This is a genomic window from Rhodococcus sp. 852002-51564_SCH6189132-a, assembly GCF_001665495.1.
In the GTDB taxonomy this organism is placed as follows: Bacteria; Actinomycetota; Actinomycetes; order Mycobacteriales; family Mycobacteriaceae; genus Rhodococcus; species Rhodococcus pyridinivorans.
In genome coordinates this window covers 26,957-41,816 of the sequence record NZ_LZMJ01000074.1, presented here as the reverse complement: position 1 = coordinate 41,816, position 14,860 = coordinate 26,957, and the positions used below count along the sequence as shown (strand labels likewise).

The 14,860-nt window shown below is 69.1% G+C and carries 13 protein-coding genes; 11 read left to right on the top strand and 2 right to left on the bottom strand.

All coding sequences use genetic code 11. The annotated features are described in order from the left end of the window. The first annotated feature begins 5 nt into the window (after positions 1-5). The 8 genes from A5767_RS18820 (at position 6) to A5767_RS18785 (ending at position 9,896) form a co-directional block, all read left to right on the top strand. Positions 6-203 (top strand): hypothetical protein, encoded by a 198-nt coding sequence (locus A5767_RS18820; RefSeq protein ID WP_006550575.1) that lies wholly within the window; start codon positions 6-8, stop codon positions 201-203. A gap of 45 nt (positions 204-248) precedes the next feature. Continuing rightward, positions 249-2,846, top strand: a complete 2,598-nt coding sequence (locus tag A5767_RS18815) for a bifunctional FO biosynthesis protein CofGH (protein ID WP_064852944.1) — start codon at positions 249-251, stop codon at positions 2,844-2,846. A 154-nt stretch (positions 2,847-3,000) separates the two neighbouring features. Further along, a complete protein-coding gene (fdxA, locus tag A5767_RS18810; protein ID WP_006550573.1) occupies positions 3,001-3,324 on the top strand; it encodes a ferredoxin in 324 nt (107 codons plus the stop codon). A 22-nt stretch (positions 3,325-3,346) separates the two neighbouring features. Then, positions 3,347-4,459, top strand: a complete 1,113-nt coding sequence (gene dapC, locus A5767_RS18805) for a succinyldiaminopimelate transaminase (protein WP_217636625.1) — start codon at positions 3,347-3,349, stop codon at positions 4,457-4,459. A 49-nt stretch (positions 4,460-4,508) separates the two neighbouring features. After that, positions 4,509-5,213, top strand: a complete 705-nt coding sequence (locus tag A5767_RS18800) for a hypothetical protein (RefSeq protein WP_006550571.1) — start codon at positions 4,509-4,511, stop codon at positions 5,211-5,213. Between the two features lie 57 nt (positions 5,214-5,270). After that, positions 5,271-6,701 carry an acyl-CoA synthetase gene (locus A5767_RS18795; protein WP_064852943.1) on the top strand — a complete coding sequence of 477 codons (1,431 nt, stop codon included), beginning with the start codon at positions 5,271-5,273 and terminating at the stop codon, positions 6,699-6,701. 171 nt (positions 6,702-6,872) lie between these two features. Then, positions 6,873-8,126: a PucR family transcriptional regulator gene (locus A5767_RS18790; RefSeq protein WP_006550569.1), complete on the top strand. Its 1,254-nt coding sequence runs from the start codon at positions 6,873-6,875 to the stop codon at positions 8,124-8,126. A 153-nt stretch (positions 8,127-8,279) separates the two neighbouring features. Continuing rightward, positions 8,280-9,896, top strand: coding sequence for a substrate-binding domain-containing protein (locus tag A5767_RS18785; protein ID WP_231913225.1), 1,617 nt, complete (start codon positions 8,280-8,282; stop codon positions 9,894-9,896). Here A5767_RS18785 and A5767_RS18780 read toward each other — a convergent pair. Next, entirely contained in the window at positions 9,865-11,202 is a 1,338-nt protein-coding gene (locus A5767_RS18780) for an amino acid permease (protein WP_220577881.1), read from the bottom strand. The two genes, A5767_RS18785 and A5767_RS18780, sit on opposite strands and share 32 nt — an antisense overlap. 107 nt (positions 11,203-11,309) lie before the next feature. Beyond that, positions 11,310-12,263 (bottom strand): 2,3,4,5-tetrahydropyridine-2,6-dicarboxylate N-succinyltransferase, encoded by a 954-nt coding sequence (gene dapD, locus A5767_RS18775; protein WP_006550566.1) that lies wholly within the window; start codon positions 12,261-12,263, stop codon positions 11,310-11,312. Positions 12,264-12,361: 98 nt separating this feature from the next. Between dapD and dapE the strand changes: the two genes are divergently transcribed. The 3 genes from dapE to A5767_RS18760 are packed head-to-tail and all read left to right on the top strand — an operon-like array spanning position 12,362 to position 14,806. After that, on the top strand, positions 12,362-13,438 hold the full coding sequence (gene dapE, locus A5767_RS18770; protein WP_006550565.1) for a succinyl-diaminopimelate desuccinylase: 1,077 nt from the start codon (positions 12,362-12,364) through the stop codon (positions 13,436-13,438). A 10-nt stretch (positions 13,439-13,448) separates the two neighbouring features. Further along, positions 13,449-14,252, top strand: a complete 804-nt coding sequence (locus tag A5767_RS18765; protein ID WP_006550564.1) for a TIGR00730 family Rossman fold protein — start codon at positions 13,449-13,451, stop codon at positions 14,250-14,252. Next, positions 14,246-14,806: a TIGR00730 family Rossman fold protein gene (locus tag A5767_RS18760; RefSeq protein ID WP_019288053.1), complete on the top strand. Its 561-nt coding sequence runs from the start codon at positions 14,246-14,248 to the stop codon at positions 14,804-14,806. Before A5767_RS18765 ends, A5767_RS18760 begins: the two co-directional genes overlap by 7 nt. Positions 14,807-14,860: the final 54 nt, after the last annotated feature.

Here is a 14,860-nt window from a genome sequence, read left to right as displayed (position 1 = left end):
TCGCAATGACGGAGTCGAATGCGCTCGGCATCGAGATCCAGTCCGACAACGATTCCGAGGCCGACCGGCTCGAGCAGGCCATTCCCGTCTACGACGATCCTGCCGACGACCTGCCTTCGGACGTGCCCCTCGAAGCCGACCCGGCAGACACCTACGAGCAGTCCCGCGAAGTCCCGGCGGACGACGACTACCCGCGCGGATAGACCCCGAAGTGGCATGGGGGTGCTCGTAGGCGCATGATCGGGCCCATGACCGATTCCGCAGACGACACCCCGCAGTCCGCGATGCTCCCGACCCCCACCGTGCGTCCCGGCGTTGCGCACCGATCCACGGCGACTCCCTCGGGAATGCGTCGAGCGTTGCGCCGGGCTCGCGACGGGGTCGCACTGAACGTCGACGAAGCGGCGGTCCTGCTGCAGGCCCGGGGTGCCGATCTCGAGGATCTCTGTGCGTCGGCGGCGCGGGTGCGCGATGCCGGCCTTCTCGCGGAGTGTCGACCCGGCACGGTCACCTATTCGCGCAAGGTCTTCGTCCCCATCACCCGGCTGTGCCGGGACCGATGCCACTACTGCACCTTCGTCACCGTCCCCGGCAAGCTCCGCGCCGAGGGTCACGGCATGTATCTCGAACCCGACGAGATCCTCGAGATCGCTCGTCAGGGAGCCGAACTGGGTTGCAAGGAAGCCTTGTTCACACTCGGCGACCGGCCCGAGGACCGGTGGCCCGAAGCGAAGCAGTGGCTCGACGAGCGCGGCTACGATTCCACCCTCGACTACGTGCGAGCGATGGCGATCCGCGTCCTCGAGGAGACCGGTCTGCTGCCGCACCTCAATCCCGGGGTGATGAGCTGGGCCGAGATCTCGCGGCTGAAGCCGGTCGCCCCGTCGATGGGCATGATGCTCGAGACCACCTCCGAACGGTTGTTCACCGAGAAGGGGCAGTGCCACTACGGCAGCCCCGACAAGGATCCGGCGGTGCGGCTGCGGGTGCTCACCGATGCGGGCCGACTCGCGGTGCCGTTCACCACCGGCATCCTCGTCGGCATCGGTGAGGACTTCACCGAGCGTGCCGAATCGATCCACGCGATCCGTAAGTCGCACAAGGCATTCGGTCATATCCAGGAAGTAATCGTCCAGAACTTCCGCGCCAAGGACGACACCGCGATGCGCGAGCACGACGACGCCGATCTCGACGAGTTCCTCGCCGCGATCGCCGTCGCGCGGCTCGTCCTCGGGCCGGGAATGCGCATCCAGGCCCCGCCGAATCTCGTCTCGCTCGACGAGTGCCGCGCGCTGCTCGGGGCGGGTGTCGACGACTGGGGTGGTGTCTCGCCGTTGACGCCCGATCACGTCAACCCCGAACGGCCCTGGCCGAATCTCGACACCCTGGCGCGCCTGAGCTCCGAGGCCGGCTTCGAGCTCACCGAGCGGATCGCCGCGCAGCCGAAGTACGTGCTCGCCGGGCAGCCGTGGATCGATCCGCGCATCACCGCGCACGTGCACGCCCTCGCCGATCCGGCCACGGGCCTCGCGCGCGAGGTGATCCCGTCCGGACTGCCCTGGCAGGAACCCGACATCGACTGGGAGTCGTCGGGTCGCGTCGATCTGAACTCCGAGATCGATGTGACCGGACGCAACACCGAGCACCGGTCCGATCTCGGGAGCGCTTTCGGCGACTGGGAGACCGTCCGCGAACAGGTGCTCCAGCTGGGCGCCTCAGCACCGGTGCGGCTCGACAGCGACGTGCTCTCGGCGCTGCGCTCCGCCGAACGGGATCCGGGCGGTTGCACCGAAGCGGAGTACATCGCCCTCGCCAACGCCGACGGCGCCGGTCTCGAAGCACTCGTGGCGCTCGCCGACCAGCTGCGCCGCGACACCGTCGGCGACGACGTCACCTATGTCGTCAACCGGAACATCAACTTCACCAACATCTGCTACACCGGCTGCCGGTTCTGCGCCTTCGCGCAGCGCAAGGGCGACGCCGACGCGTTCACCCTCTCGGCGAGCGAGGTCGCCGACCGGGCGTGGGAGGCGCACGTCGCCGGCGCCACCGAGGTGTGCATGCAGGGCGGTATCGATCCGGAACTGCCGGTGACCGGCTACGCCGATCTCGTCCGCGCCGTCAAGGCGCGGGTGCCGTCGATGCACGTCCACGCGTTCTCGCCGATGGAGATCGTCAACGGTGTCGCGCGCAGCGGCACGTCGATCCGGGACTGGCTCACCGAACTGCGTGAGGCCGGGCTCGACACCATCCCGGGCACCGCCGCGGAGATCCTCGACGACGAGGTGCGGTGGGTGCTCACGAAGGGCAAGCTCCCGACCGCCGAGTGGATCGAGGTGGTGACCACCGCGCACGAGGTGGGCCTGCGATCGAGCTCGACGATGATGTACGGGCACGTCGACCAGCCGCACCACTGGGTCGGCCACCTCGAGGTGATCCGCGGGATCCAGGACCGCACGGGCGGATTCACCGAGTTCGTGCTGTTGCCATTCGTGCACCAGTCGTCGCCGCTGTATCTGGCCGGCGCGTCGCGTCCCGGCCCGACCATGCGCGACAACCGTGCCGCGCACGCCCTCGCCCGGGTCATGCTGCACCGCCGGATCGACAACATCCAGACCAGCTGGGTCAAGCTGGGTGTCGCCGGGACGCAGGCCATGCTCGAGGGCGGGGCGAACGATCTCGGCGGCACGCTCATGGAGGAGACGATCTCGCGCATGGCGGGCTCGCAGCACGGTTCGGAGAAGACCGTCGCCGAACTGGTCGCGATCGCCGAGGGCATCGGGCGGCCGGCGCGCCAACGGACCACCGCGTACACGCCGATCGAGCTCCCGGTCACCGCGGGCTGACCCGCCTCGACGGTCTGCACTCTGAAGTAGGGGACCCTTACTCCGGTGTGTGGCACGGGCACGGGGGATACTGGAGGACCGTGGGCGCCGAGGGTGCCCGCTCGGGCGAGACCGCGCAGGTCGGCGGGCTTACAGAGAGGCAGGGAGAACAGCAGTGACGTACACGATTGCGGAACCGTGCGTGGACGTGTTGGACAAGGCATGCATCGAGGAGTGCCCCGTCGACTGCATCTACGAGGGCGGTCGCATGCTGTACATCCACCCCGACGAGTGCGTCGACTGCGGTGCGTGCGAGCCCGTGTGCCCCGTCGAAGCGATCTTCTACGAGGACGACGTCCCGGACGAGTGGTCCGAGTACGTCAAGGCCAACGTCGACTTCTTCAACGATCTCGGCTCGCCCGGTGGCGCCGCGAAGCTCGGCAAGGTCGACTACGACCCGCCGTTCGTCAAGAATCTCCCTCCCATGGGCGAAGAGTGACGAACGGACCGGTGGAACTTTCGTGAGCACGCGTGTCCGCCGTTCGGTGGCGAAGAGCCTGCCGGACTTCCCCTGGGATTCCCTGACCGACGCGAAGGCGAAGGCAGCGGCGCATCCCGACGGCATCGTCAACCTGTCGGTGGGCACACCGGTCGACCCGGTCGCCCCCGTGATCCGGGAGGCGCTCGTCTCCGTCGCGGAGGAGCCGGGCTACCCGACCACGCACGGCACCGCCGAACTGCGGCGGGCGGCCGTGGGTGCGCTCGAACGTCGCTACGGCATCACCGGTCTCGACGACTCGGCGATCCTGCCGGCGATCGGCACCAAGGAGATGATCGCCTGGCTGCCGTCGCTGCTCGGCCTCGGTGCCGACGATCTCGTCGTGATCCCCGAACTGGCGTACCCGACCTACGAGGTGGGCGGGCTGCTCGCCGGTGCCCGCATCATCCGCGCCGACGGGCTGACCCGCCTCGGCCCCGAGGTCGCGTCGCTGGTCTTCGTGAACTCGCCGTCGAACCCCACCGGCAAGGTGCTCGGACCCGACCACCTGCGCAAGGTCGTCGACTGGGCGCGCAGCCGCAACGCGATCGTCGTCTCCGACGAGTGTTATCTCGGGCTCACCTGGGAGTGTGAGGCCCTGTCGATCCTGCACCCGAACGTGTGCGGGGGCGACCACACCAACCTCCTCGCGGTGCACTCGCTGTCGAAGACCTCCAATCTCGCGAGCTACCGGGCCGGTTTCGTCACCGGCGACGCCGACCTCGTCGCCGACCTGCTCGAGGTCCGTAAGCACTCCGGCATGATGCTGCCGCTGCCGATCCAGGCCGCGATGACCGCGGCACTGAACGACGACGAACACGAGAACGCGCAGCGCGAGAAGTACCGCAAGCGTCGCGAGGTGCTCCTCGAGGCCGTGCGCGGCGCCGGCTTCACCGTCGACCATTCGGAGGCGGGCCTGTACCTGTGGGCGACGCGCGGTGAGGGATGCCGCGCGACGGTCGACTGGTTCGCCGACCGCGGCATCCTCGTCGCACCCGGCGAGTTCTACGGTCCCGGAGGCGTCCTGCACGTCCGGATCGCGCTCACCGCGACCGACGACGCCATCGACGCCGCCGCTGCCCGACTGCGCCGATAGAGCGCGCCGACGCACCGCTCAGCGAGCAGCTCGCCGGTAGATTGGCCCCGTGAGTTCGTCCGGTGAGGATCCGCTGCTGTGGGTGCTCTACGTCGCCGTGGTGGCCATCGCTGCGGTGAGCGCGTCACGCTCCCATGCGGGAAGTTCCGCGCACGCGACGACGCGATCGTTCTGGTGGCCTCCGCCGGTCGCGGCGACGATCCTGTGGTCGGTGGTCGCGGTGGCCTCGCTCGCGCCACTGGTCTTCCCGGGACTGCTCGACGCCTTCCGGCGGCAGCCGGTCCGCACCCGGGACTCGGGGGAGTGGTGGCGCGTCCTCACCGCAGGTCTGATCGAGGACGGCGGCGTGCTCCTCACCGTCGTGAACCTGCTGTTGCTCGCGGTGGTCGCCATCGCGATCGTGCGGGTGTGGGGGTGGTACCGCGCACTCGGGTTGTTCCTGGTCGGCCAGGTGCTGTGGGGGTTGTTCACCACCTTCGTCTTCCCGTCCGACGGCGCGGGAACAACCGGCGCGACGCTCGCGGCGGCCGCGACTCTCGCGGGACTGTGGCCGGTCGTCGGAGCGACACGCTCGCTGCTCGTCGCCTCCGCGGCGACCTTCCTTCTCGGTGTGGTCCTCGTGATCGCGGGCGATGCGCACGGCGTGGCCGTCCTCATCGGAATGCTGCTGGGCGCGGTCCTGGCCACCGTGCTTCCCCCGGCACATCTGGCGCGGACATCGATGTCCGCGGCGCGCGGCGACATCCACACCTGACCGCCACACCCGACCGCCCCCGCGAGGCTGCGGCATCGATATGGAATCGTGGCTGTCGTGTCTGCACTGCTTCGTTCGCTGAATCCGCTGGCCGTCGCGCGCGGCGACGATCTCCCGGACGTCGTCCGTATCGACGGCCACACCTTCTCCCGCAGCGATCTGCTCGGCGCGGCCACCGCCGTCGCGGCGCGGGTGGCGCGCGCCGATCGGGTGGCCGTGCTCGCGACTCCGAGCGCGACCACCGTCGTCGCCGTGACCGGTGCCCTGCTCGCCGGGACGACCGTGGTGCCGGTGCCACCGGACTCGGGGCCCGCCGAACTCGCCCACATCCTGACGGACTCGGACGCGCAGGCCTGGCTCGGTCCGGCGCCGGAGGTGCAGCATCCCGACGTTCCGCAGTTGCCGAGCCTGCCGGTCCGCCTGCACGCTCGCGACTGGCACCACCTGCCCGAGCCGAACCCGGCGCGAATCGCGTTCGTGCTCTACACCTCCGGGACCACCGGCGCTCCGAAGGGTGTGCTGCTGAGCCGCCGGGCGATCGCCGCGGGCATCGACGCGCTCGCCGAGGCGTGGGCCTGGACCGAGCGCGACACGCTCGTCCACGGGCTGCCGCTGTTCCACGTGCACGGACTCGTGCTCGGTGTGGTCGGAGCCCTGCGGGTGGGCAGCCGGCTGATCCACACCGGGAAGCCCACTCCGCAGGCCTACGCCGAAGCGCAGGGATCCCTCTACTTCGGGGTGCCGACGGTGTGGACACGCGTCGTCGAGGACGAGGACTCCGCCCGCGCGCTCAGCGGCGCGCGACTGCTCGTCTCCGGCAGCGCGCCGCTGCCGGTGCCGGTCTTCGAACGACTGCGTGAGCTCACGGGACTGGTTCCGATCGAGCGCTACGGCATGAGCGAGACGATGCTGACGCTCAGCACGCGCGTCGACGGCGAGCGCCGTCCCGGCTGGGTCGGCACGCCGGTGGCCCGGGTCGAGACGCGCCTGCGCGACGAGCAGGGCCGCGACGTGCCCCACGACGGGGAGAGCATCGGCGTCTTGCAGGTGCGTGGACCGATGCTCTTCGACGGCTACCTGAACAGGCCGGAGGCCACCGCGGCCGCGTGGACCGAGGACGGATGGTTCGTCACCTGCGATGTGGCGGCCGTCGACGAGGGCGGATTCCACCGCATCGTGGGTCGCGAGTCGACCGATCTGATCAAGAGCGGTGGGTTCCGGGTGGGTGCGGGGGAGATCGAGACCGTTCTGCTCGGTCATCCCGCGGTGCGGGAGGTGGCCGTGGTGGGCCTGCCCGACGACGACCTCGGTCAGCGGATCGTCGCGTTCGTGGTGCCCGCCGCCGACGGCCCCCAAGTCGACGGGTCGGAACTGATCGACCTTGTCGCACAACAGCTTTCCGTGCACAAGCGGCCCCGGGAGGTGCGTGTGGTGGGTGACCTTCCACGCAATGCGATGGGCAAGGTGCAGAAGAAGAAACTGGGCTGACAGGGTCGGTGGGGGGCGCCCGCGGGCAGGTTCCTGTCACCGGAACTTCGTGGAAAATCGGTCACAGGGGTTGCATGTGTCACACTGCGAGGCGGATTCTCTACTGCACCGTATGTAGATCTACTCACTTCGATGGGGGTTCGAGGGATGTCTGTAACGGATCAGGTCCGGGTGACCGGGCACGATCGTCGGGGGGACGGTGACAACGCTCCGCTCTTCCTGGTGGACGGGAAGCCCGCGTCCGTTCCGCTGCGCGATCTGCCTGCCGTGGCTCGCAAACTCGTGGCGCACTTCGCCGACAACGTGGCGCCGTGTTCGCTGCGACCGGGCGAATCGCTGCGCGGTGACGTCACCGAGGTCACCGTGCGCTGCCTGCGCATCGCGATCCATCTCCTCGACTCCGGAGAACTACCCTCCGACGCGGAACTCGCCGACCTGCGCAGCAGCGCAGCCCAGTGGGCCCGCGCCGGCTTCCGGCTCGAATACATGCTCCGGATCTATCACGAAGGCATCCGTCTCGGGTGGGAGCTGGTCACCGATCGGGCCCGGGAGGGCGATGTCTCCTCCGTCGCCGACGCGTCCCGCCTGTGGATGGCGCTGCTCGAGAAGGTCACCGTCGCCGCGACCACCGGTTTCGTCGCCGAACTCGACGCCATCCGCCGTGAACGCGACGTCGCCGCGCAGGAACTGGTCGCCGCGCTGCTGAGCGGGCAGGACGCCGCGGCCGTGGCGCAACGCTCCGGGCTGGTGCTCGCCGACACCTACACCGTGCTCGCGGTCTCGCTCACCCGACATCCCGACGAACGCAATCCGCACGTGCGGCCGGAGGTCGTCGCGCGGCGCACCCTGCGCCGGGTCGAGACCGAACTCGAGGCGATCTGCGAGGGCCGCCACCTCGCGATGCTCGGCCCCGAGGGCGGCACCGTCCTGCTCCCCGAATCGCCCTCGACCGAGGCGATCGAGGAATTCCGGCAGCGCATCGAGACCGTCGCGGGCGTGTCCGTCACGATCGCTCTCGTCCACGCCCCCGTCCGGGAGGTGCCCACCGCGGCGAAGCAGGCCCACGAACTGCTCGATCTGGTGCGACGGCTCGGCCGTGCGGTCGGGGCCTACGGTATGCAGGATCTGGCCCTCGAATACCAGCTCACGCGGCCCGGACCGGCGCGCCGTCACCTCGCACGCGTCCTCGACCCGCTCGACGAATCACCCGAACTCGTCGAGACGCTGGAAACGCACATCGCCCACGACCTGAGCCGCCAGCTCACGGCCAAGACCCTGCACGTCCACGCGAACACTGTCGACTACCGCCTCAAGCGGGTCGCGCAACTCACCGGATTCGATCCCACCCGGCCCTCCGGACTGCGCCAGCTGCAGGCGGCGCTGATCGCTCGACGACTCGAACTGGAGAGCTCCGAACAGGGCTGATATCGCGTCGGATTCGGCTTCCCGAGGCGTGCCGGTCTATATCATCGGTCTCGGGCGACCGAGGGTCGTCACCCGGAGTGAGCACGAGGGGGCCGACGCATGGCGGGGGAGTCCGGACCGTCCGAGTCGGATCCGCCGAGCCGTCGTGGCGGCGTGAGTGGGGATGCACGGCCGGGCGGGGGTCGGGCGCGCTGGTTCGTCGTCGCCGTGATCCTCGTCCTCGCGGCCGGATCCGTCGCCTTCCTGTTCGTGGAGCGGCGGAGTGGGTGCGACGACTCCGAGCGCTACACCGTGGCGGTCACCGCCGACCTCGCACCGGTGATCGAGGGGACCTCGGTATCCGGATGTACGGAGTTCGAGGTCGTCGAACAGGAACCGGGGGAGGTGTCGGCGCGACTGGCGACCGACGACGTTCCCGACCTGTGGCTCCCGGCGGGCGGTTGGTGGGCGTCGTGGGCGGGTGAGACCGCCACGGGCCCGGTGCGCACGGTGTCGACACCGCTGGCCACCACGCCGCTCGTGATCGCGGGTGCGCCGGGCACCGTCGAACCGGCGGCCGACTGGCAGGAGGCCCTGTCCGATCCCGGTCTCGTCTTCGGCAATCCATTGCGCTCCGGTCCCGCGGCAGGTGCCATCCGCGCCGTGCTGGCCGAGGCCGCCGACGATCCCGTCGCGATGGGCACGGTCCGTCCCGTCATGGCGCCGCTCGCCGAGCGGGAGGGGGTTCGTGACGAGGAGGTACCTACCGGATCGACCTTGCTCGAGGAGACCGTCGCCGATGGTGGGACGGTGGTGAGCACCGAACAGCAGGTCGAGACCTATCGCAGCGTCCACAAGCGCGAACTGGGCATCGAGGTACCCGCCACCGGGACGCTGCTCGTGGACTATCCGGTGGTCGTGACGGCGCGCGGAGAACGGCACGACGCCGTGGCGGCGGCCGCCACGGCGCTGACCGACGCGCTGCACACGTCCGAAGGACTCGACAGGCTGACCCGTCACGGCTTCCGGGACGGAGGCGGACGACCCCTGCCCGACGGCCGCGGTGCGGGAGCGGTGCCGGTGCTCGAACTCGACGACGAGACCGTCGCCGAGGAGGCGATGAACGTGTGGGCGTTGCAGGCGCTTCCCGTGCGCACCGTGTTCGCGGTGGACGTCTCCGCGTCGATGAACCGTAATCTCGGCGACGAGAGTCGGATCGAACTGGTCCGGCGCGCCGCGACCGCCGCCAACGAGGTCCTGCCCGGGAACGTCTCAGCGGGCCTGTGGTTCTTCGGTGGGGGAGTGAGCGACTACGCCACATTGCCGAACGACCGCGCCGAGGCAACGGGGGACTACATCGTGGCGGCACCGATCCGGCGCTTCGATGCGGTGGTGGACGACGGTACCCAACGCGACCTGCTCACCTCGCTCGTCGCGCAGATGACCGGTACGGCCGACGAGACCACCGCGCTCTACGACACGATCCTCGCGGCCTTCCGGTACGTGCAGGACAGCTACGATCCGCGCGCGGCCAACAGTGTCGTCGTGGCGACCGACGGCGCCGACAACGGTTCCGCGATGTCGAAGGACGAACTGCTCGCGGTCCTCTCGAACGAGAACGATCCGTCCAGGCCGGTACGGATCGTGACGATCGGACTCGGTGAGGACGTGGACACCGCAACCCTCGAGCAGATCGCCGCGGCGACCGGAGGGGTGAGCTACCGGACGAGCGATCCGCTCGACATCACCGAGCTCGTGCTCACTGCGCTGGCCGATCGGACGGGTGGCTGACCGTCTTGTCGTCGTGGGTGCGGTGCCAGAGCAAGCCGAGCGCCGTGATGATCAGGAACAGCACGAAGGTCGACGCGAGCTGGACCCGGGCCGCGCTGTCGGACAGCATCAGCACGATGAAGCCGATGAGCATCGCGAGCGTGAACCAGCTGAGATAGGGGAACAGCCACATGCGCAGGCGGATGGTGCCTTCGCGCTCGAACTTGCGGCGCAGCCGCAGATGCGAGACGACGATGAACAACCAGATCGCGATGAGCGCCGATCCGACCGCGTTGAGCAGGATCCCGAGGATGGTGTCGGGCAGCAGCCAGTTGAGCCACACGCTGACGAAGCCGAAGAACACCGAGACGAGCACCGCGTTGCGGGGCACTCCGTGGTGGGTGAGCTTACTGAGCCAGGCCGGTCCGTCGCCGCCGCGTGCCAGCGAGTAGGCCATGCGGGAGGTGCCGTAGACGTTGGCGTTGAACGCCGACAGCAGCGCGATCACCACGACGAGTTCCATGAAGCCGGACACGTAGGGGATGCCGGCGATGTCGAGCACCGAGACGAACGGGGAGGTCTCACCGCTCGCCGCGGTCCACGGCAGCACGAGCACCATGATCGAGATCGACCCGAGGTAGAAGACCGAGATCCGCCAGACGACACTGCGCACGGCCGTCGCGATGGACCGTTCCGGATCCTTCGATTCGGCCGCGGCGATCGTGACGATCTCGATGCCGCCGAACGCGAAGGCCACCGCGAGCAGACCGGCCGCAACACCGGCGATCCCGTTGGGCGCGAAACCGTCGCCGTCGCCGAGCAGGTGCGTGGTGCCGACGGGTTCGGTGCCCGGAAGCAGACCGAACACGAGCAGGATGCCGATCACCAGGAACCCGAGGATGACCGCGACCTTCAGTGCCGCGAACCAGAACTCGAACTCACCGAAGTTGGCGACCCTCGCCAGATTGACCACCGCGAAGAAGGTGACGAACACCAGCGCGACCACCCATTGGGGTACGCCCGGCAGCCACGACTGCACGATCGCGGAGGCACCGGTGATCTCGACACCGAGCACCATGATCAGCATGAACCAGTACAGCCACCCCATGCTGAATCCGGCCCAGCGGCCGATTCCGATGCGCGCGTAGTGCGAGAACGAACCGCTCACCGGCAGCGCGGCACCCATCTCGCCGAGCATGCGCATCACGAAGATGATCATCACGCCGGCGAGCAGGTACGAGACGATGATGGCCGGACCGGCTGCGGCGATACCCACTCCGGAACCGAGGAACAGGCCCGCGCCGATGGCGGAGCCGAGTCCCATCATGGTCAGATGGCGGACCTTCAGGCCGCTCCCGAGATGTTCGGCCTCGGACGCGGGCCGCTGGGTTTCACTCACAGTTTCTCGGTTCCGAATCTGTTGTGGGTGCAGAGTCAGTCGTTGGCGTGCAGAGCCGCGTTCAGTTCGACTCCGCTGCCCTTGTTCGGCACGACCTCGACCGCGCCGCTCACCGAGTTGCGTCGCAGCAGGAGGTTGGACGCGCCGCTGAGGGTCGCGGCCTTGACGACGGTGCCGTCAGGGCCGGTGACCTTGGTACCGGCGGTGACGTACAGGCCGGCCTCGACGATGCAGTCGTCGCCGAGCGAGATGCCCACGCCCGCGTTCGCACCGAGCAGGCAGCGCTTGCCGACGGAGATGACCTCCTTGCCGCCACCGGAGAGGGTGCCCATGATCGAGGCGCCTCCACCGACGTCGGAACCGTCGTCGACGACGACACCCGCGGAAATGCGGCCCTCGACCATCGAGTTGCCGAGCGTGCCGGCGTTGAAGTTGACGAAGCCCTCGTGCATCACGGTGGTGCCGGACGCGAGGTGCGCACCGAGGCGGACGCGGTCGGCGTCGGCGATGCGGACACCGGCCGGAACGACGTAGTCGACCATGCGGGGGAACTTGTCGACACCGAAGACCGTCACCGGTCCGCGGATGCGCAGACGGGAGCGCACGGTCTCGAAGTTCTCGAGCGAGCACGGGCCGTAGTTGGTCCACACGACGTTCGCGAGCATGCCGAAGATGCCGTCGAGGCTGAGCCCGTGCGGCTGGACGAGACGGTGCGACAGCAGGTGCAGGCGCAGGTAGACATCGTGAGTGTCGACGGGCGGCTTCGACAGGTCCGCGATGTCGGTGCGCACCACGACCTGCTGGACCTCGCGCGCCTCGTCGTGACCGGCGAGCAGGGCGAGATCGGACGGGATGTCCGTGCCCTCGAGTCGCGTCGTTCCGGTTTCGCTCGGCTCGCCGAGGGCGGGTGCCGGGTACCACGTGTCGAGGACGGTCCCGTCCTCCGTGATGTTCGCGATGCCTACTGCTGATGCTCCGTGTGCACTCACGGGTGAGAAGCGTACGCGAGGCGGTCCTGCGCCTGTGTCCCCCCTGAGAAAATCGTGTGCGGGGTCTGAGGAGCAGGCGCGTTTCGTATCGTGCAGGTATGCCCGTACCGCAGCTGGACCTGCACGCCGACCCCGTCGAACTGACCGCCGCGCTCGTCGACATCCCGAGCGTGTCGCAGAACGAGACGCTCATCGCCGACGCCGTGGAGACGGCCCTGCGCGAGCAGACCGACGGCTTCGAGGTCGTGCGCAACGGCAACTGTGTCCTGGCGCGGACGAACCGCGGACTCGGCAGCCGTGTGATGCTCGCCGGCCACCTCGACACCGTCCCGATCGCCGACAACGTGCCGTCGCGGCGCGACGGCGACCTGATGTGGGGCTGCGGCACCTCCGACATGAAGGCCGGCGACGCCGTCTTCCTGCACCTCGCCGCGACCGTCACCGATCTCGCTCACGACCTGACGATCGTGATGTACGACTGCGAGGAGATCGCGGCCGCGTACAACGGGCTCGGACGGATCGAGACCGAACTGCGCGACTGGCTCGACGCGGACGTCGCGATCCTCGGCGAACCCACCTCGGGTGAGATCGAGGCCGGTTGCCAGGGCACCCTGCGGGTGCGCATCACGACCGACGGTGTGCGGGCGCATTCGGCGCGCTCCTGGCTCGGCGACAACGCGATCCACAAGCTCGCTCCCGTGCTCGACCGTCTGGCCCGCTACGAGGCACGGTCGGTCGACATCGACGGTTGTGTGTACCGGGAAGGACTGTCGGCCGTGCACATCGAGGGCGGTGTCGCCGGCAACGTGGTGCCCGACGCCGCTGCGCTCGACGTGAACTTCCGGTTCGCCCCGGATCGCAGCCCCGACGACGCACTCGCGCACGTCCGCGAGGTCTTCGACGGTCTCGCGATCTCGATGGAACTCACCGACATGTCACCCGGCGCGCTGCCCGGACTGTCGAACCCGGCCGCGGCGGCGCTCGTCGAGGCCGCGGGCGGGAAGTTCCGGGCCAAGTACGGCTGGACCGACGTCTCGCGGTTCGCCGCGCTGGGGATCCCGGCTGTCAACTACGGGCCGGGCGACCCGAACCTCGCGCACAAGCGCGACGAGCACGTCGAGGTCGGGCGGATCACCGAGGTGACCTCCGTTCTGCGCTCCTATCTCACCCGATAACGTGGCCGCCATGTCCGGCGACAACTCCTCCTCCGAACGCGGCTCCCGGCGCGAGGTCGTGCACCAGGGCCCGGTGCAACTGCGCGGCTCTCTCGCCCGCGAGGCGACGACGATGGACCAGCGGCTGCTCGATCGCCGCGGCCCGTCCGACTGGGTGCACACCGATCCGTGGCGTGTGCTGCGGATCCAGAGCGAGTTCGTCGAAGGCTTCGGTGCGCTCGCCGAGGTGCCCCGCGCCGTCACCGTCTTCGGATCGGCGCGCACCCCGGCCGGTCACGAGGAGTACGAGATCGGCCGCGAGCTCGGCGCCGCACTCGTCCATGCCGGATACGCCGTCGTCACCGGTGGCGGTCCGGGCGCGATGGAGGCGGCCAACCGCGGTGCCAGCGAGGCCGGGGGACTGTCGATCGGACTGGGGATCGAGCTGCCCTTCGAACAGGGCCTCAACGAGTGGGTCGATCTCGGCCTGAACTTCCGGTACTTCTTCGCGCGCAAGACGATGTTCGTGAAGTACTCGCAGGCGTTCGTGTGCCTGCCCGGGGGTTTCGGGACGCTCGACGAGCTGTTCGAGGCACTGACCCTCGTGCAGACCCGCAAGATCACGCAGTTCCCGATCGTGCTGTTCGGTTCGGAGTACTGGAACGGTCTGGTGGGCTGGCTGCGCGAGACCCTGGTCCGCGGCGGCAAGATCTCGCCCGCCGACCTCGACCTGCTCTTCGTCACCGACAGCGTCGAGGAGACGGTGGACATCATCCTCGAGGCGCATCGCGGCGAGGACGAGAACGAACTGTACGGAAACGGGAGTGGATGGTAACCGAAGCTCTGTCGGTCTGTGTGTACTGCGCGTCGGGCCCTGTCGACCAGAAGTTCCTCGAACTCGCCGCCGCTGTCGGTACCGAGATAGGCCGACGGGGCTGGCAGCTGGTCTCCGGCGGCGGCAACGTATCGATGATGGGCGCGGTCGCCGACGCGGCCCGCGCGGCCGGCGCGCACACGATCGGGGTCATTCCGAAGGCACTCGTGCACCGCGAGGTCGCGGACGTCGACGCCGACGAGTTGATCGTCACCGAGACGATGCGCGAGCGCAAACGCATCATGGAGGACCGCGCCAACGCCTTCCTGACCCTGCCCGGCGGCATCGGAACCCTCGAGGAACTGTTCGAGACGTGGACCGCGGGGTATCTCGGTATGCATGACAAGCCGGTCGTCCTGCTCGATCCCACGGGCCACTTCGACGGCCTGCTCGGCTGGCTCGGGTCGATGGTCGACACCGGCTTCGTCGCACAACGCGCACTCGACGGTCTCGCGGTCACCACCGACCTCGCCGACGCGCTCGACCGTTGCGCTGCGCCGTACGCGACGGTCTGAGGTGTTCCACTTCGCCGCGCGCTTATCTACTCTTCGGTAAGTTCGGGGGAACGC

What these genes read in the sequence shown, in the direction of transcription:
- A5767_RS18765 (WP_006550564.1), top strand. Translation starts at nt 13,449, where the DNA reads ATGTCCGGCGACAACTCCTCCTCCGAACGCGGCTCCCGGCGCGAGGTC.
- A5767_RS18760 (WP_019288053.1), top strand. Translation starts at nt 14,246, where the DNA reads ATGGTAACCGAAGCTCTGTCGGTCTGTGTGTACTGCGCGTCGGGCCCT.
- A5767_RS18815 (WP_064852944.1), top strand. Translation starts at nt 249, where the DNA reads ATGACCGATTCCGCAGACGACACCCCGCAGTCCGCGATGCTCCCGACC.
- dapE (WP_006550565.1), top strand. Translation starts at nt 12,362, where the DNA reads ATGCCCGTACCGCAGCTGGACCTGCACGCCGACCCCGTCGAACTGACC.
- A5767_RS18780 (WP_220577881.1), bottom strand. Translation starts at nt 11,202, where the DNA reads ATGATGGGACTCGGCTCCGCCATCGGCGCGGGCCTGTTCCTCGGTTCC.
- A5767_RS18820 (WP_006550575.1), top strand. Translation starts at nt 6, where the DNA reads ATGACGGAGTCGAATGCGCTCGGCATCGAGATCCAGTCCGACAACGAT.